Raw genomic sequence first — 15,409 nt, 5'->3', positions numbered from 1 at the left:
TGGTCGTCGTGGTCCGCTACTTGCCGGTCGTCCCGCCGCCACCGGAGACGGAGGCAGCGGACTCGACGACGTGGTCGACGAAGCCGTACTCCATCGCCTCGGGCGCGGTGAACCAGCGGTCGCGGTCGGCGTCCCGGTTGATCTGCTCGACCGTCTTGCCGGTCTGCTCGGCGGTGATCTCGGCCAGCACGCGCTTCATGTGGAGGATGAGCTCGGCGTTGATCCGGATGTCGGTGGCGGTGCCGCCGATACCGCCGGAGGGCTGGTGCATCATGACGCGCGCGTGCGGGGTGGCGTAGCGCTTGCCCTTGGCGCCGGAGGAGAGGAGGAACTGCCCCATCGAGGCGGCCATGCCCATGCCGACCGTCGCGACGTCCGGCTGGACGTACTGCATCGTGTCGTAGATGGCCATGCCGGCCGTCACCGAGCCGCCCGGGGAGTTGATGTAGAGGAAGATGTCGCGCTCGGGGTCCTCCGCCGCGAGCAGGAGCATCTGGGCGCAGATGGCGTTGGCGTTGTCGTCACGCACCTCCGTGCCGAGCCAGATGATGCGCTCCCTGAGGAGACGCTGGTAGATCGAGTCGCTGAGGCCGAGGCTGTTGCCCTCGTGGGCACCTCGAGGCTGGTGGCTCACGTACACGCTCCCATTGGTCGTCCGGGGCACCGGCGGTCGGGTAGACCCGCCGTGCGGCGATGTTCCTAGGACACTAACCCCGCCCGGGGCTCATCTCTGCCGCCTGCCGGGCGTTTTCGCTGTTGGCGCACCCGCGCACACCTGCGGGTACGCCGCAGGGCGGCGCCTGTCGGCACCGCCCTGCGGATCACTCGAGTCAGTCGGCGCTGGGCGCGGACTCGGCGCTGTCGGCCGAGTCGGCGCTGTCACCGGAGTCGGCGCTGTCACCGGAGTCGGCGCTCTCGCCGGAGTCGGCGGACTCCTCGGCCGGCTCGGCGGCGTCCGCGACGGCGGCGGCCTCGGCGAGTGCCGCCGCGGCGTCGTCGTCGTCGGAGCCGATGAAGTCGCTGAGGTCGACGTCCTTGCCCTCGCCGTCGACGACCTTGACCTTGCGCAGCGCCACGGCCAGCGCCTTGTTGCGCGCGAGCTCACCGGCGAAGATCGGGATCTGGCCCGCCTGGCCGGCGGACTGGATGAACTCGTTGGGGTCCATCCCGTACTGGCGGGAGGTGGACAGGAGGAACTCGAGGAGCTCGTTCTGCCCGACCTGCACCTCCAGCGCCTGGGCCAGCTCGTCGAGGATGAACTGGTCGCGCATGGCCTTCTCGGTGTCCTCGCGGACCTCCTCGCCGTGCGGGTCGTCCTCGGCCTTGCCCTCGGCCTCGAGGTGCGCCTTGATCTCGGCGTCGACCGCGTTCTTGGGCAGCGGGAAGTCGATCTCGCCGCGCAGGCGCTCGAGGAGCTGGTCGCGGGCTGCGACGGCGCGGTTGGAGTTCTTGTCCTTACCGACCTGCTCGCGCAGGTCCGCGCGGAGCTCGTCGATCGTGTCGAACTCGGAGGCGAGCTCGGCGAACTCGTCGTCGGCGGCGGGGAGCTCACGCTCCTTGACGCTGCTGACGGTGACGGTGACCTCGGCCTCCTCGCCCGCGCGCTCACCACCCACGAGGGTGGTGGTGAACGTCGTGCTCTCGCCGGCGGACAGGCCGGTGATGGCCTCGTCCATGCCCTCGAGCATCGTGCCGGCGCCGACCTGGTAGGACGTGCCGGTGACGGAGTCGACCTCCTCCTCGCCCACGGTCGCCTTGAGGTCGATGGAGACGAAGTCGCCGTCGGCCGCGGCGCGGTCCACGCCCACGAGGGTGCCGAAGCGCTCCCGCAGGGACTCGAGGCGCTGCTCGACGTCCTCGTCGGTCACCTCGACGGAGTCGACGGTGATCTCGTAGGCGGACAGGTCCGGGAGGGTGATCTCGGGGCGCACGTCGACCTCGGCGGTGAACGTGAGCTGGCCACCGACCGCGCCGGTGAGGTTGGGGACCTCGGTGACGTCGACCTCGGGCTGGCCGAGCGGCTTGATGCCGGTCTCGGCGACGGCGTCGCGGTACAGGCCCGGCAGCGCGTCGTTGACGGCGTGCTCGATGACGGCCGCCCGGCCGACACGCTGGTCGATGATGCGGGCGGGGACCTTGCCCTTGCGGAACCCGGGCACGTTCACCTGCTCGGCGATGTGCGAGTAGGCGTGGTCGATGCTCGGCTTGAGCTCCTCGTACGACACCTCGACGGTGAGCTTGGCCCGGGTGGGCTCAAGGGTCTCGACGGCGCTCTTCACTGCGATGCTCTCCACTCTTCGGTTCCATGGGACGCCCCCGCGCGGGGGAAGTGCGGGTGCTGTGCGTTCGCGAACCGAGGCAGACGGACGTGCGCACAGGCGCGTTCCATCGTAGAGCACCCTTGCGAGGGCCCGCGACGGCGCGGAGGAGCCCGGTGGCGTGACGTCCGCCGCAGGCAGGGTCGGGATGACAGGATTCGAACCTGCGACCTTCCGCTCCCAAAGCGGATGCGCTACCAAGCTGCGCTACATCCCGTTCGGCCGGTGGCCGCGTGCCGATTGTAGGCGACCGCCCACGGCGCGTTACACTCGGGTCTGCACGCCGGGAGACCGGCGCGCTGCGGGTGTAGCTCAATGGTAGAGCCTCTGCCTTCCAAGCAGATGGTGCCAGTTCGATTCTGGTCACCCGCTCCAGACACCAGCGCAGGTGCACCCTCCGAGGAGGCGGTCATGGGCCGACGGTTGGCGATCGGTGCCGCTCTCGCTGCCGTCGCGGGTGGCGTCGTCGTAGCGGCCAGGCCGAGCCGCCCGCCGCTCCCCCACCGCACCGGCACGTCGGCCGGAGGGATGGAGTACCTCGTCCTCGGCGACGGCCCCCGGTCGCTGCTCAGCATCCCGGGCGGCCCCGGGAGCGACCTGCCGACTGGCCTGCTCGGGCGGCTCAGCGAGCGTGAGGCGCGTCCCTACGTCGACGCCGGCTACGCGGTGTGGACCGTGACCCGACCCCGCGACATGCCGGCGGGTCACACGGTGGCGGACATGGGCGACGACTACGCACGCTTCGTCCGCGAGGAGATGGGCGGCGCCGTCGACGTCGTCCTGGGCCAGTCCTACGGCGGCATGGTCGCGCTCCACCTCGCCGCCGCCCACCCCGACGTCGTCGGCGCGGTCGTCCTCGCCGGCGCGGCCGCGAGGGTCGAGGAGTGGGGCACGGACGTGGACGCCCGCTGGGCGCGGCTGCGCGCGGAGGGCAGGCACGAGGAGGCGGGCGCCGTCTTCCTCGAGTACTTCCTTCCCGGACCCCGGCACGCAGGGGTCCGCAGGGCCCTCGGACCGCTCACGGGACGGCTCTTCGCCGGGTCGGCGACCCCGCCCGGCGACCTCCTCGTCGAGGCCGACGCCGAGCGCGCCTTCGACGCCCGGGACGTCCTCGCGCAGATCACCGCCCCGGTCCTGCTCCTCGCCGGCGAGGAGGACCGGTTCTTCTCGCTCGACACGGTGCGGGAGACCGCGGCGTGGATCCCGGACAGCACGCTCGTCACCTATCCCGGCCGCGGGCACGTGGCGACGATCTCGAGCAGCGACGTCCCCCGTGACGTCCTCTCCTGGCTCGAGCGGCACGGCCCGGGGACGCGAGACGGCCGCCACCCCGAGGGGTGACGGCCGCCGACGCGTGAGGTCGCGATCAGTCCGCGAACTCCAGGCCCTTCTGGTAGGCCTTGGCCAGGCGCCGGGGCACCTGGATCTCGCGGCCCTGGACGCGGACGGTCTGGAGCGTGGTGGGCTCCGCCTTCCACTGGGACCGGCGAGAGCGGGTGTTGCTACGGGACATCTTGCGCTTCGGAACTGCCATCTGCCCTGCCGCTCCTTTCGTGGTCGAGACGATTGCCGTCGTATAGCGTGCCACGGCGCAGGCGTCCGGGTCCAATGACGGACACCGCGGCCGGGTGTGACATTGCCCCCTCCGGGGCGTCCACAATGGCTGCACCATGGATGTTCGCACCCTTGCCGGCGGCGTGACCACCGCGACCGAGCTGGAGGTCCGCCGCTCGCGCTTCATCACGTGGCTGCGTCGCGCCGACGACGAGACGGCCGCCCGTGCGCTGGTGGAGGACGCGCGGCACACCTTCCCCGACGCCCGGCACCACTGCTCCGCCTTCGTCGTCCGCGTGCCGGGCACCAACCTCGTCGAGCGGTCCTCCGACGACGGCGAGCCGGCCGGCACCGCCGGCATGCCGATGCTCGAGGTGCTGCGCGGCAGCGGTCTGGTCGACCTCGGCGCCGTCGTCGTCCGCTACTTCGGCGGGGTCAAGCTCGGGACGGGCGGACTGGTACGGGCGTACTCCGACGCGGTGCGCTCGGCGCTGGAGAAGGCGCCCGTGGTGGTCCAGCGTGAGAGCCGCCTCCACGCGGTCACCCTCCCCCACGCCGACGCCGGCCGCGTGGAGTCCGAGCTGCGAGCGCTGGGTTTCGCCGTCGACGACGTCGCCTACGCCGAGCAGGCGACCCTCACCCTCGCGACCAACGACGACGGCGCACTCCGCTCCGCCGTCGCCGGCCTCACCGGCGGGTCGGTCGAGGTGCGGCCCGCCGGGACGCGCGTCGTCGAGCTCCCCGCATAGCCGGCCCCCGACACACCCCGCCCGTTCCCCGAGCGAATTGCTCTAGTTGGAGTAGAGCAAGTAAGGTGGCGGCATGCTCATTCGGATCGATCCCGCCTCGGCGCTCCCGCTGTTCGAGCAGCTCGCCGACCAAGTGCGCACCGCCGTCCTGCGCGGTGAGGTGACCAGCGGCGAGCGGCTGCCCTCGGCGCGGGACCTCGCCGAGTCGCTCGACGTCAACCAGCACACGGTGCTGCACGCCTACCAGCAGCTCCGCGACGAGGGCCTCGTCGAGCTGCGCCGCGGACGCGGCGCCGTCGTCACCGCCCATGCCGTCGAGCACTACGCCCCGCTGCTCGAGGCGGTCGCCGCCGTCCGCCGAGAGGCGACGCGCCTCGGTCTGCCGATGTCCGCCGTCGCCGCCCTGCTCACCTCCACCTCCACCGAGGAGACCTCGTGACCCACCCCCTGCCCCACCGTCGTCGCGCCTGGCTGCTCGGCGTCCTCGTGCCCGTGCTCGTCACGGCGGCCGCGTGGGTCGTCGCCGCCCGGCTCGTCCCCCGCCTGCCCGAGGAGGTCGCGGTCCACTGGGGCCCCTCGGGCGTGCCGGACCGCACCGGCTCGGTCGCCGAGCTCGTCGTGCCCATGGCCGTCATCAGCGGCCTCTCGCTCCTCGTCATGGCCGCGTTCTCCGTCCTTACCGGCCGCCAGGCCATCACCCGCCGCCTGACGCTCGGCCTCGCCGTGGGCATGTCGGCCCTGTTCGCCGGCATGACCCTCGCGAGCGTCGTCGTCCAGGTCGACGTCGCGACGGCCGCGGACGCCGGCTCCCCCGACGGCTGGCTCGTCGTCAGCATCCTCGTGGCGCTCGCGCTCGGGACGACCGCGGGCGCGCTGGCCGGGGCCGACCCGGCCCTGCCCGCCACCGGTACGGTCGCGGAGGGCGCCCCCACCGCGGACCTGCCAGAGGGACACCGCGCCGTGTGGGTCCGCGGGGTCGCGGGTCTCGGCACCACCGTCACCTGGGTGGTCGTCGCCGCCGGCGTGGTCGCCGCCGTGGCGCTGTGGCTCCTCGCCGACACGCTCCTCCCCCTCGTCGTCGCCGTCCCGCTGCTCGCGCTCGTCCTCACCATGACGACGTGGCAGGTCCAGGTCGACGCGCGCGGGCTCACCGCCCGCGGCACCTTCGGCTGGCCCCGGATCCACGTCCCGGCCGGGGAGGTCGAGCGCGCGGACGTCACCACGGTCCGCCCCTTCGCCGAGTTCGGCGGCTGGGGACTGCGCACGAGCGTCGGCGGCACGGTCGGCGTCGTCATCCGCTCGGGCGAGGCGATCGCCGTCGAGCGGTCCGGCGGACGACGCATCGTCGTCACCGTCGACGACGCCGCGTCGGCCGCCGGCCTCCTCAACACCTACGCGGCCCGCGCCCGGCACCACACATCCGCCCGGGATGCGACCAGCGATTGATCGCCCCGGGGCGCTGGTTTAGGGTTCAAGGAACGCAGGCCGGCACGTCGACCGGCCCGGCAGCAGTGAGAGGAGATGCCGTGCCCGTGCTCGCCGCCGCCCCCGCCTCCTCCCGCTGCCAGCGCTGTCTGTAGAGCGCCCGGCTCCAACCGTGCGGCCTGCCGCATGCCCGGCGCTCCCCGCCACCACCGTCGGTGGCCCCTTCCCCCGAACCTCCCGAAGCGAAGGAAGTCCCATGGCACGCATCTACGACGACGTCACCGCGCTCATCGGCCGCACCCCCCTCGTGCGCCTCAACCGCGTCACCGAGGGCCTGGGCGCCACCGTCCTGGCCAAGCTCGAGTTCTACAACCCCGCCAACTCCGTCAAGGACCGCATCGGCGTCTCGATCGTCAACGCGGCCGAGCAGTCCGGCGCCCTGCCCCCCGGCGGCACGATCGTCGAGGCGACCTCGGGCAACACCGGTATCGCGCTGGCGATGGTCGGCGCCGCCCGCGGCTACAACGTCGTCCTCGCGATGCCCGAGACGATGAGCCGCGAGCGCCGCGCGCTGCTGCGCGCCTTCGGCGCCGAGCTCGTCCTCACCCCCGGCTCGGAGGGCATGAAGGGCGCCGTCGCCAAGGCCGAGGAGATCGCCGCCGAGCGCAAGGGCGCGATCCTCGCCAAGCAGTTCGCCAACGAGGCCAACCCCGCCATCCACCGCCAGACCACCGCCGAGGAGGTCTGGAACGACACCGACGGCGAGGTGGACTACTTCGTCGCGGGCATCGGCACCGGCGGCACCATCACCGGCGTCGGCCAGGTCCTCAAGGAGCGCAAGCCCGGCGTCAAGGTCATCGCCGTCGAGCCCGCCGAGTCCCCGATCCTCAACGGCGGCCAGCCCGGCCCGCACAAGATCCAGGGCATCGGCGCGAACTTCGTCCCCGAGATCCTCGACACCTCCGTCTACGACGAGGTCATCGACGTCAACGCCGAGCAGTCGGTCGAGATGGCCCGCCGGCTCACCGCCGAGGAGGGCATCTTCGTCGGCATCTCCTCCGGTGCCGCGGTGACGGCCGCGCTCCAGATCGCCGCCCGGCCCGAGGCCGAGGGCAAGACGATCGTCGTCGTCATCCCGAGCTTCGGCGAGCGCTACCTGTCGACCCCCCTCTACAGCGAGTTCGCCGACTGACGTGCACAACTCCCACATCCGGTTCTGGGTGCTCCTCCGGGAGGACCTCGAGGCTGCGCGCCGCGGCGACCCCGCGGCGCGCAGCCTCGTGGAGGTGGCCCTCGGCTACCCGGGGGTCCACGCGCTGTGGGCCCACCGGGTCTGCCACCGGATGTGGCACGCCGGGCCGCTGGGCAAGCTGCCGGCGCGCCTGCTGTCCCAGCTCGTGCGCGCGCTGACCGGGGTCGAGATCCACCCGGGTGCCGTCCTCGGCCGCCGCCTGTTCATCGACCACGGCATGGGGGTCGTCATCGGGGAGACCTCCCGCGTGGGTGACGACGTCGTCCTCTTCCACGGCACCACGCTGGGCGGCCGCTCGATGACGAAGGGAAAGCGCCACCCCACGATCGGTGACCGCGTCGTCATCGGCGCGGGCGCGAAGGTGCTCGGACCGATCAGCGTGGGCGACGACGCCCAGATCGGGGCCAACGCCGTCGTCGTCAAGGACGTGCCGGCGGGCGCCGTCGCGGTCGGGGTGCCCGGCCGGGTGCGCGAGGCTCCCCCGGAGATCGACCCCTACGCCGACCCCGCGCTGTTCATCTGACCGACCCGCGGCGGCGCCGGGGGGCCTCAGTACGGGGAGCGGTCGGCCTTGTCCTCCCACGACCGGAACGGAGCCGTGGCGGCCGGCACGCGGTGCCCGACGACGGGCAGCAGCCCCCGGCGTCCCGGGTCGGTGAAGTAGTCGTGGAAGGCGGCGTCGTCGAAGCCCGCACGGGCGGCGTCGCGGCGGTCGGCGGCGTAGTAGACCGCGCCGACACGTGCCCACAGGGCGACCGCGACACACATCGGGCAGGGCTCACAGCTCGTGTAGACGACGGCGCCGCCCAGCGCGACGGACCCGGTCGCGGCGCACGCCCGACGGATGGCGACGACCTCCGCGTGGGCGGTGGGGTCGCTCGTCGCCACCACCCGGTTGGCCCCCTCGAAGCGTCGGCCGTCCGACAGGACGACGACGGCGGCGAAGGGCCCGCCCCCGCGCGCGACGTTGGTCTCGGCCCGCCGCACGACGTCGGTCAGCTCGGCGGTGACGGTCTCCTGCTCGTCTCCGTGCATGCCCTCGATGCTGCCCCCGCCCCCACCGCCGGCGCGAGGCCTTTCCTCACGCGGTGGCCGAGGGGCGGCGCTGCTCGCGGGGGCACCAGAAGACCCGCCGCCCGGCCATCTCGTCCTCGGCGACCGTGCTGCCGCAGCGCAGGCACGGGCGCCCCTCGCGGTGGTAGACGTACCAGCGGTCCTCGTCCTGCTGGCGGTCCCCGGGCTCGGTGGTGACGATGCGGCCGGTGGCGACGCCGTCGGACATGAGCGTGACGAGGTCGGCCCACATCTCCCGCAGCCGGGGGGCGGCGACCGTGCGGCCGAGCTTGCGGGGGTGCAGCCGGGCCCGGTACAGCGCCTCCGCCCGGTAGATGTTGCCGACGCCGGCGACGATCGACTGGTCCATGAGGAGCTCGCCCACCGGCCGGGCCCGACGGCGCACGTTGGCGACGAACTGCCCGACGTCGCCGTCGGCCCGCAGCGGGTCCGGGCCCAACCGAGCGTGCACCGCGTCCTTCTCCTGCGGCGTCACGACCTCGCAGGCCGTCGGGCCGGTGAGGTCGGCGACGCCGTGCTCCCCCAGCAGGCGCACCCGCACCGCCCCCCTGGGCTCGGGCACCGTCCACTCCGCCGGCGACGGCGCCTGCCCGTCGTCCGGCAGCGGTGTCTCCTCCTCGGCCACCCGCCGCCGGGGCGCGCCGATCGCGTGCGGCGCGTGGAAGGTGGTGTCACCGGAGAAGGTCCACGAGCCGTAGAGCCCCAGGTGCACACGCAGCCACCGGACGTGCTCGGTCTCCTCGCCGTCCTGCGCGAAGCCGAGGAACAGGTGCTTGCCGTGGGCGTCGGTGGCCACCAGCCGGCGCCCGTCGAGCAGCTCGGCCCCCGCCGCGAAACGGCCCTGCGGTGAGGTGACCTCCAGGCGCTCGCCGTGGAGCAGCTCCTCGAAGGCGAGCGCGAGGCGGTGGATCGAGTGGCCTTCAGGCATTGAGGTCCTCCACGGGGTCCCACAGGGCTCGGGTGAGATCGACGGAGCCGCCGGGGCGCCGCGGCGTCCCCTCGGTGCGGTAGTGCTCGGCGGCACGGGCGGTGAGCTGCTCGGGCAGTGAGCCGTCCGCACGGACCACCCGCCACCAGGCGACGGACCCACCCTCGCGGGACATCACCGCGCCGACCGACCGGGCCGACCCGCGGCCGGTGCGCGCGCGGGCGGCCTCGGCGATGAGCCCGTAGGTCGTCGCACGACCGGGCGGGACGTCGCCGGCGATGTCGAGGACGAGCTCGCTCCAGTCGGTCACGCCCGCCATTGTCCCAAAAACCGCTCGCCGCGCCGCCGCGGTCCCTGCCATGCTCCTGCGCGTGACCATCACCGACCCGCCCGACACCCCGTTGCCGCCCGCCTACCGCCTGGCCGAGCTCGACGACGCCGCCGACCGCGCGGCCATGCACGACATCGACAGGTGGGCCTTCGCCTTCGACCTCACCCCGGAGGATGAGCAGGTCCACGTGTGGGAGCTCGAGCCCGGTCGCAGCGTCGGGGTCTGGCACGACGGGCCGCGGGGCACCACGCTCGCAGCGATGCACTCGTCCTTCGCGTTCCGGGTCCAGGTGCCCGGCGGCGAGCGCCTGCCAGCCGCGGGCCTCACCTGGGTGGGCGTGCACCCGGGCCACCGTCGCCGCGGCCTGAGCCGCGCGATGCTTCACGCGCACCTGCGCCGCTCCCGCGAGCGTGGCGAGGTCCTGTCGGTGCTCAACGCGGCCGAGAGCGGCATCTACGGCCGGTACGGGTACGGGATCGCCACCCACCGGGTCTCCGCCACCCTCGGCCGCGGCGCGGAGCTCCGTCCCGTGCCGGGCAGCGAGGAGCTCGTCGTCGAGCTCGAGAGCGTCGACGGTCCTCGGCACAGTGCCGAGCTCGAGCACGTCCACGGCCAGGCGGTGCGCCCCGGGTGGATCACCCGGGACACCGACGCGCTGCGCCGGATGCGGGTCATCGACTGGCCCTCCGCCCGCCGCGGCGCCGAGCGGCGGCGTATCGCCCTCGTGCGGGACGCCGCTGGCGAGCCGCGGGGCTACGCGCTGTTCCGCCGCAAGGAGAAGTGGAGCGACGAGGGAAGGCCGGAGGGCACCGTCCACGTGCACGACGTCCTCGCGCTCGACGCCCCGGCGGCCCGGGCGCTGTGGGCGGCGTTGCTCGACCTCGACCTCATGGCGACCGTCGAGGTGGGCAACCTCGCGCCCGACGACGCCGTCCTCGGCCTGCTCACCGACGTCCGCGGCACCAACCGCAAGATCCACGACGACGTCTGGCTGCGCCTCCTCGACGTGCCGGCCGCGCTGCGGGCGCGGGCCTACCCGTGCGCCGTCGACGTGGTCCTCGAGGTGAGCGACCCGCTCGTCCCGGACAACACCGGCCGCTGGCACGTGCGCGGCGGCCCGGGCGGCGTGGACGTCACCCGCACCGAGGAGGCGGCACACCTCGCGGTGGGTGTCGCCGACCTCGGCGCCGCCTACCTCGGCGGCACGTCGCTGGCGGCGCTCGCCGCGGCGGGGCGCGTCACCGAGCTCGTGCCCGGCGCCCTGGTGCCGGCGGCGACCGCCTTCTCCTGGCCGGCGGCCGCATCCACCGGCTGGGGCTTCTGAGACGCCGTCCCCGTCCACGCACCGTGACGAGCGGACGCGCTCCGGGCCGGCCCCGCTCACGGCGGCTCCCGGAGCGGCGTCGCCTCTCAGCCCAGGCCGGCCCTCCGCGCGATGAGGTCGTGGACCTCGGCCAACGGCACGTCCACGGCCGACAGCGTCACCGGCCTGCCCTCCCGCCGTTCGACGAGGAGGTGGGTGCTCCAGTCCAGCCGCGACGGGACGTCACCGCGGACAGCGGTGATGTCCGTGTAGGGGATGCGGGTGGTGCGCACCCCGCGGACCACCAGCACGTCCTCGTGCAGCTCGACACGCGGCGGCCGGAGGACCACGGCGGCCGCGAACACGATGAACCCGACCGTCGGGACGAACGAGAGGAGACGACGGGGGTCCTCGCGCACCACGGCCACGGCCATGACGACGACGACGGCGGTGAAGACCGCGAGGGCGACCAGCATCCAGCGTGGTTGGCGCTGCGTGAGCACCAGCGGGCCGTCCATCCGCCGAGTCTGGCGCACCGGGCGGTCACCGACCAGGTCAGCGCCGCTCGTACTCCGCGAGCTGGTCGATGCGGCGCTGGTGGCGGGCGTCGCCGGAGAACGGCTCGGCGAGGAATGCCTCGACGAGGGCGATCGCCTCGTCGACCGAGTGCTTGCGCGCCCCCAGGGAGATGACGTTGGCGTCGTTGTGCGTGCGCGCGAGCGTCGCGGTGTCCAGGTCCCACGCGAGCGCGGCGCGCACGCCCCGGACCTTGTTCGCGGCGATCTGCTCGCCGTTGCCCGACCCGCCCAGCACGATCCCGAGGCTGCCCGGCTCGGCGACGACGGCCTCCCCGGCCGAGAAGCAGAAGGACGGGTAGTCGTCCAGGGCGTCGTAGGTGTCGGCCCCGTGGTCGACGACCTCGTGGCCCCCCGCGCTGAGGTGCTCGACGAGGGCGGCCTTGAGCTCGAACCCGGCGTGGTCGGCGGCGATGTGGATGCGCATGGCCCCTATCTTGCCGTGTCGCGGGACCGTCGTGGGCGCCGGTCTCAGCCCGCGCCGCCGCCCGCGCCTCCCGTATCGTCGGACCATGACGACTGACGAGACCACCACCTCGATGTCGTTCGAGCAGGCCATCGACACGACCGTGCGGCCGCAGGACGACCTCTACCGCCACATCAACGGGACCTACCTCCGCGAGCACGAGATCCCGGCCGACCGGGCCCGCGACGGTGCCTTCATGGTGCTGCGCGACCTGTCCGAGCAGCGGGTGCGCGACATCATCACCGACGCCGCCGCTGCCGAGGACGCCACCGGGGAGGCCAAGCAGGTCGGGGACCTGTACGCCTCCTTCATGGCCGAGGAGCGCATCGAGGCGCTCGGCACCGGACCGCTGCAGCCCGACCTCGAGCTCTTCACCGCCGCTCGCGACAAGGAGGCGCTCGCCCGCGCCATGGGCACCCTCGCCACCACGGGCGTCGGCGGCGCCGTCGCCCTCTTCGTCGACACCGACTTCAACGACCCGGACAGCTACCGCGTCTTCCTGTGGCAGAGCGGCCTCGGGCTGCCGGACGAGTCCTACTACCGCGAGGACGCCCACGCGGAGACCCGCTCGGCCTACGTCGCCCACGTCGCGGCGATGCTCGAGCTCTCCGGGCTCGTCACCGCCGACGAGGCCATGGGCGCGGCGCAGCGCGTCATGGACGTCGAGACCCGCCTGGCCGCCGGCCACTGGGACAAGGTGCGCTCCCGCGAGGCCGACCAGATCAACAACCCCCGCACGTGGTCCGAGGTCCTCGACTCCGCGCCCGGCTTCCCCTGGGACCCGTGGCGCGAGTCGCTCAACCTGCCCGCGGGCGCCGTCGACTCGACCATCGTCGGGATGCCGTCCTTCCTCACCCACTTCGCCGCCGCGTGGGAGGAGCTGGACGTCGACTCGCTGCGCATGTGGCTGCTGTGGCACGTCGTCTCGGCCCGCGCGCCCTACCTGCCGGCCGCCTTCGTCGAGGAGCACTTCGACTTCTACGGCCGGACCCTCACCGGGGCGCCGGAGATGCGCGAGCGGTGGAAGCGGGGCGTCTCGCTCGTCGAGGGCGCCCTGGGTGAGGCGGTCGGCAAGATCTACGTCGAGCGGCACTTCCCGCCCGAGCACAAGGCACGGATGCAGGAGCTCGTCGACAACCTCATCGAGGCGTACCGGCAGTCGATCACCGAGCTGGACTGGATGGGTGAGGAGACCAAGCAGCGCGCGCTGGACAAGCTCGCGGCGTTCACCCCGAAGATCGGCTACCCCGACCGCTGGCGCGACTACTCCACCCTCGAGACCGACGCGACCGACCTCCTCGGCAACGTCCGTCGCGCCGAGCTCTTCGAGACCGCCCGCAACCTCGCCAAGCTCGGCGAGCCCATGGATCGCGACGAGTGGTTCATGCCGCCGCAGATGGTCAACGCGTACTACAACCCGACGATGAACGAGATCGTCTTCCCGGCGGCCATCCTGCAGCCCCCGTTCTTCGACGTCGACGCCGACGACGCGTGGAACTACGGCGGCATCGGCTCGGTCATCGGTCACGAGATCGGCCACGGCTTCGACGACCAGGGCAGCAAGTACGACGGCACCGGCCGCCTCCACGACTGGTGGACCGAGCAGGACCGCACCGAGTTCGAGGCCCGCACCACGGCCCTCATCGCCCAGTACGACGCCTTCTCCCCCGCCCAGCTGGACGGGTCCCACCACGTCAACGGCGCGCTGACGATCGGGGAGAACATCGGCGACCTCGGCGGGCTGTCCATCGCGATCACGGCCTACGAGATCGCGCTGCGAAAGCAGGGCCTGTCCGGCCTCGAGGACGCCCCGGTGGTCGACGGGCTCACCGGGCTGCAGCGCATCTTCTACTCCTGGGGCCGCATCTGGCAGCAGAAGGCACGCGACGCCGAGGTGGTCCGCCTGCTGTCGATCGATCCGCACTCACCGAACGAGTTCCGCTGCAACGGCGTGGTGCGCAACCTCGACACCTTCGTCGAGGCCTTCGACGTCCAGCCCACAGACGCGCTCTACCTCCCGCCCGAGGAGCGCGTGCGCATCTGGTGACCTGCCGACGCACGGCGAGGGCCGCCCGGGAGATCCCGGGCGGCCCTCGTCGTCTCAGAACAGCTCGTAGCTCGCCCTGGCCACGGTGAATCCGTAGCCGGACCCGTCGTGCCGGCAGGTGACGCCCGACTCCGCGCTCTCGCAGGTGAAGCCGTGCGCCGTCGTCGTCTCCCCGTAGTCGAGGGCGGGCACGTCACCGGCGACGACGAGCGGCTCGCACGGCATCGACGCCCCGGCCGCCTCCACGCGCAGGTGCCCGCCGGCGTCCTCCTCCTCGCAGTCGGCGTCCTCGGGCTCGTACTGGAAGTTCGAGATGACGCAGTCCGCACTGTCGGGGGTGAGGGCGCACACGATGTTTCCCGACGGCGAGGCGAAGTACTCCGCCTCGGGTTCCTCCGTCGGGGTCGCGTCGTCGGTCGCCCCGTCCGTGCCGGCCGGGGCGGTGGCGGTGGTCGCGTCCCCGGTGGGCTCACCGCCGCCCGTGAGGCGGCCGGCGAGGAGGATGACGAAGAGCAGCACGAGGATGCTGACGGCGACGATGAGGAGCAGCTGCGCCGGCGTCAGCCGGCGGCCGGTGTCGGACATGGACCTTCCCGTCTCTCAAGAACCCCGACACGGTACGCGACGAGACCCCGTGGACGACAACCTAGCCGGTGGGGCGCGCGCCGAACACGGCGGTCCCGACCCGGACCATCGTCGCGCCAGCGGCCACGGCGACCTCGAGGTCGCCGCTCATCCCCATCGACAGCTCCCGTGCCCCGGCGGTGCCCGGCGCCCCGCTTGCCCCGACCTCGTCCCGCAGCATGGCGAGCCGCTCGTAGCAGGCCCGGACGACGTCGACGTCGTCGGACCGGGCGCCGATGGTCATGAGACCGCGCAGCCGCAGGTTCGGCAGGGCGGCGACGGCGACGGCGAGCGCGACCGCGTCCTCGGGTGCGACCCCGGCCTTGGTGCCTTCCCCGGAGGTGTTGACCTGGACGAAGACCTCGAGCTCACGTCCCTCGCGGCCGGCGAGACGGTCGAGCCGCTCGGCGAGCGCGAGCCCGTCGACGCTCTGGACGCAGCTGACGAGCGGGACGACCTTGCCGGCCTTGTTCGACTGCAGCCGCCCGATGAAGTGCATCTCGTGCGGCAGGTCGGCGAGGTCGGGGGCGGTGGCGGTGAGCTCCTGCGCCCGGTTGTGGCCGAGCAGGTGGGCGCCGGCAGCGATCGCCTCGCGGACGCGCTCCGCCGGCAGCGTCTTGACCGCCAGGAGGAGCTGGATCTCCCCGGGGTCGCGGCCGACGACGCGGGCGGCCCGGGCGACGCGGTCCCGGACGGCCTGCAGTGCTTCCCGGACCTCACTCACGGCCCGAGCCTATCGTCCTCCCGACCGGCTCCCGGATCC

The 15,409-nt window shown here is 73.2% G+C and carries 18 protein-coding genes and 2 tRNA genes; 9 read left to right on the top strand and 11 right to left on the bottom strand.

Going from position 1 to position 15,409, the window contains the following annotated elements; translation table 11 throughout:
• Positions 1–16 precede the first annotated feature (16 nt).
• The 3 genes from GD632_RS15090 to GD632_RS15080 all read right to left on the bottom strand — a co-directional run bounded on the left by GD632_RS15090 (position 17) and on the right by GD632_RS15080 (position 2,535).
• The gene (locus GD632_RS15090) at positions 17–634 is read right to left on the bottom strand and encodes an ATP-dependent Clp protease proteolytic subunit (protein ID WP_193311508.1); all 618 of its coding nucleotides are present in this window, start codon (positions 632–634) and stop codon (positions 17–19) included.
• 196 nt (positions 635–830) lie between these two features.
• Positions 831–2,294 (bottom strand): trigger factor, encoded by a 1,464-nt coding sequence (gene tig / locus GD632_RS15085; RefSeq protein WP_193311507.1) that lies wholly within the window; start codon positions 2,292–2,294, stop codon positions 831–833.
• A gap of 167 nt (positions 2,295–2,461) precedes the next feature.
• Positions 2,462–2,535: transfer RNA gene (locus GD632_RS15080), tRNA-Pro, on the bottom strand.
• Between the two features lie 84 nt (positions 2,536–2,619).
• On the opposite strand from GD632_RS15080, the gene GD632_RS15075 reads away from it, so the two are divergent.
• Together GD632_RS15075 and GD632_RS15070 are read left to right on the top strand one after the other, a co-directional pair.
• Positions 2,620–2,693 (top strand) — tRNA-Gly (locus GD632_RS15075).
• Positions 2,694–2,729: 36 nt separating this feature from the next.
• Positions 2,730–3,659, top strand: a complete 930-nt coding sequence (locus GD632_RS15070; RefSeq protein WP_193311506.1) for an alpha/beta fold hydrolase — start codon at positions 2,730–2,732, stop codon at positions 3,657–3,659.
• Positions 3,660–3,684: 25 nt separating this feature from the next.
• Here GD632_RS15070 and rpmF read toward each other — a convergent pair whose 3' ends face one another.
• Positions 3,685–3,852, bottom strand: a complete 168-nt coding sequence (gene rpmF / locus GD632_RS15065; RefSeq protein ID WP_110853715.1) for a 50S ribosomal protein L32 — start codon at positions 3,850–3,852, stop codon at positions 3,685–3,687.
• A gap of 136 nt (positions 3,853–3,988) precedes the next feature.
• On the opposite strand from rpmF, the gene GD632_RS15060 reads away from it, so the two are divergent.
• From GD632_RS15060 to epsC, 5 genes are all read left to right on the top strand, one after another.
• Positions 3,989–4,621: an IMPACT family protein gene (locus GD632_RS15060; protein ID WP_152193038.1), complete on the top strand. Its 633-nt coding sequence runs from the start codon at positions 3,989–3,991 to the stop codon at positions 4,619–4,621.
• Between the two features lie 73 nt (positions 4,622–4,694).
• Positions 4,695–5,060 (top strand): GntR family transcriptional regulator, encoded by a 366-nt coding sequence (locus GD632_RS15055; protein WP_152193037.1) that lies wholly within the window; start codon positions 4,695–4,697, stop codon positions 5,058–5,060.
• Positions 5,057–6,067 (top strand): DUF1648 domain-containing protein, encoded by a 1,011-nt coding sequence (locus tag GD632_RS15050; RefSeq protein ID WP_152193036.1) that lies wholly within the window; start codon positions 5,057–5,059, stop codon positions 6,065–6,067. Before GD632_RS15055 ends, GD632_RS15050 begins: the two co-directional genes overlap by 4 nt.
• A 235-nt stretch (positions 6,068–6,302) precedes the next feature.
• Positions 6,303–7,238, top strand: a complete 936-nt coding sequence (cysK, locus tag GD632_RS15045; RefSeq protein WP_152193035.1) for a cysteine synthase A — start codon at positions 6,303–6,305, stop codon at positions 7,236–7,238.
• 1 nt (position 7,239) lies between these two features.
• Positions 7,240–7,821, top strand: coding sequence for a serine O-acetyltransferase EpsC (gene epsC, locus GD632_RS15040; RefSeq protein ID WP_226924913.1), 582 nt, complete (start codon positions 7,240–7,242; stop codon positions 7,819–7,821).
• Between the two features lie 26 nt (positions 7,822–7,847).
• Here epsC and GD632_RS15035 read toward each other — a convergent pair whose 3' ends face one another.
• Genes GD632_RS15035 through GD632_RS15025 form a run of 3 tightly spaced genes read right to left on the bottom strand, consistent with a single transcriptional unit; the run spans position 7,848 to position 9,619 of the window.
• Positions 7,848–8,333, bottom strand: coding sequence for a nucleoside deaminase (locus GD632_RS15035; RefSeq protein ID WP_152193034.1), 486 nt, complete (start codon positions 8,331–8,333; stop codon positions 7,848–7,850).
• A 46-nt stretch (positions 8,334–8,379) separates the two neighbouring features.
• Positions 8,380–9,300, bottom strand: coding sequence for an Fpg/Nei family DNA glycosylase (locus GD632_RS15030; RefSeq protein ID WP_152193033.1), 921 nt, complete (start codon positions 9,298–9,300; stop codon positions 8,380–8,382).
• On the bottom strand, positions 9,293–9,619 hold the full coding sequence (locus tag GD632_RS15025; RefSeq protein WP_152193032.1) for an MGMT family protein: 327 nt from the start codon (positions 9,617–9,619) through the stop codon (positions 9,293–9,295). The genes GD632_RS15030 and GD632_RS15025 overlap by 8 nt, the downstream gene beginning before the upstream one ends.
• Before the next feature lie 52 nt (positions 9,620–9,671).
• On the opposite strand from GD632_RS15025, the gene GD632_RS15020 reads away from it, so the two are divergent.
• A complete protein-coding gene (locus GD632_RS15020; protein WP_226924911.1) occupies positions 9,672–10,955 on the top strand; it encodes a GNAT family N-acetyltransferase in 1,284 nt (427 codons plus the stop codon).
• A gap of 86 nt (positions 10,956–11,041) precedes the next feature.
• Here the strand turns inward: GD632_RS15020 and GD632_RS15015 are convergent, their stop codons facing one another.
• The gene (locus GD632_RS15015) at positions 11,042–11,452 is read right to left on the bottom strand and encodes a hypothetical protein (protein WP_152193030.1); all 411 of its coding nucleotides are present in this window, start codon (positions 11,450–11,452) and stop codon (positions 11,042–11,044) included.
• A 37-nt stretch (positions 11,453–11,489) separates the two neighbouring features.
• On the bottom strand, positions 11,490–11,936 hold the full coding sequence (locus GD632_RS15010) for a ribose-5-phosphate isomerase (protein WP_152193029.1): 447 nt from the start codon (positions 11,934–11,936) through the stop codon (positions 11,490–11,492).
• Between the two features lie 85 nt (positions 11,937–12,021).
• Between GD632_RS15010 and GD632_RS15005 the strand changes: the two genes are divergently transcribed.
• Positions 12,022–14,022, top strand: coding sequence for a M13 family metallopeptidase (locus GD632_RS15005; protein ID WP_152193028.1), 2,001 nt, complete (start codon positions 12,022–12,024; stop codon positions 14,020–14,022).
• Positions 14,023–14,076: 54 nt separating this feature from the next.
• Here the strand turns inward: GD632_RS15005 and GD632_RS15000 are convergent, their stop codons facing one another.
• Positions 14,077–14,607 (bottom strand): hypothetical protein, encoded by a 531-nt coding sequence (locus GD632_RS15000; protein WP_152193027.1) that lies wholly within the window; start codon positions 14,605–14,607, stop codon positions 14,077–14,079.
• Positions 14,608–14,668: 61 nt separating this feature from the next.
• Positions 14,669–15,370: a YggS family pyridoxal phosphate-dependent enzyme gene (locus GD632_RS14995; protein ID WP_152193026.1), complete on the bottom strand. Its 702-nt coding sequence runs from the start codon at positions 15,368–15,370 to the stop codon at positions 14,669–14,671.
• Between the last annotated feature and the right edge of the window lie 39 nt (positions 15,371–15,409).

It is taken from the genome of Georgenia satyanarayanai (assembly GCF_009193135.1).
Taxonomy (GTDB): Bacteria; Actinomycetota; Actinomycetes; order Actinomycetales; family Actinomycetaceae; genus Oceanitalea; species Oceanitalea satyanarayanai.
The sequence above is the reverse complement of the archived record's forward strand: the minus strand, read 5'-3'. Positions and strand labels throughout refer to the sequence as shown.

Bases quoted from the DNA above. Each gene is read 5' to 3' on its own strand.
- GD632_RS15025 (WP_152193032.1), bottom strand. From the start codon at position 9,619: ATGGCGGGCGTGACCGACTGGAGCGAGCTCGTCCTCGACATCGCCGGC.
- GD632_RS15005 (WP_152193028.1), top strand. From the start codon at position 12,022: ATGACGACTGACGAGACCACCACCTCGATGTCGTTCGAGCAGGCCATC.
- GD632_RS15070 (WP_193311506.1), top strand. From the start codon at position 2,730: ATGGGCCGACGGTTGGCGATCGGTGCCGCTCTCGCTGCCGTCGCGGGT.
- GD632_RS15055 (WP_152193037.1), top strand. From the start codon at position 4,695: ATGCTCATTCGGATCGATCCCGCCTCGGCGCTCCCGCTGTTCGAGCAG.
- GD632_RS15060 (WP_152193038.1), top strand. From the start codon at position 3,989: ATGGATGTTCGCACCCTTGCCGGCGGCGTGACCACCGCGACCGAGCTG.
- cysK (WP_152193035.1), top strand. From the start codon at position 6,303: ATGGCACGCATCTACGACGACGTCACCGCGCTCATCGGCCGCACCCCC.
- GD632_RS15035 (WP_152193034.1), bottom strand. From the start codon at position 8,333: ATGCACGGAGACGAGCAGGAGACCGTCACCGCCGAGCTGACCGACGTC.
- GD632_RS15010 (WP_152193029.1), bottom strand. From the start codon at position 11,936: ATGCGCATCCACATCGCCGCCGACCACGCCGGGTTCGAGCTCAAGGCC.
- rpmF (WP_110853715.1), bottom strand. From the start codon at position 3,852: ATGGCAGTTCCGAAGCGCAAGATGTCCCGTAGCAACACCCGCTCTCGC.
- GD632_RS15000 (WP_152193027.1), bottom strand. From the start codon at position 14,607: ATGTCCGACACCGGCCGCCGGCTGACGCCGGCGCAGCTGCTCCTCATC.
- GD632_RS15015 (WP_152193030.1), bottom strand. From the start codon at position 11,452: ATGGACGGCCCGCTGGTGCTCACGCAGCGCCAACCACGCTGGATGCTG.
- GD632_RS15030 (WP_152193033.1), bottom strand. From the start codon at position 9,300: ATGCCTGAAGGCCACTCGATCCACCGCCTCGCGCTCGCCTTCGAGGAG.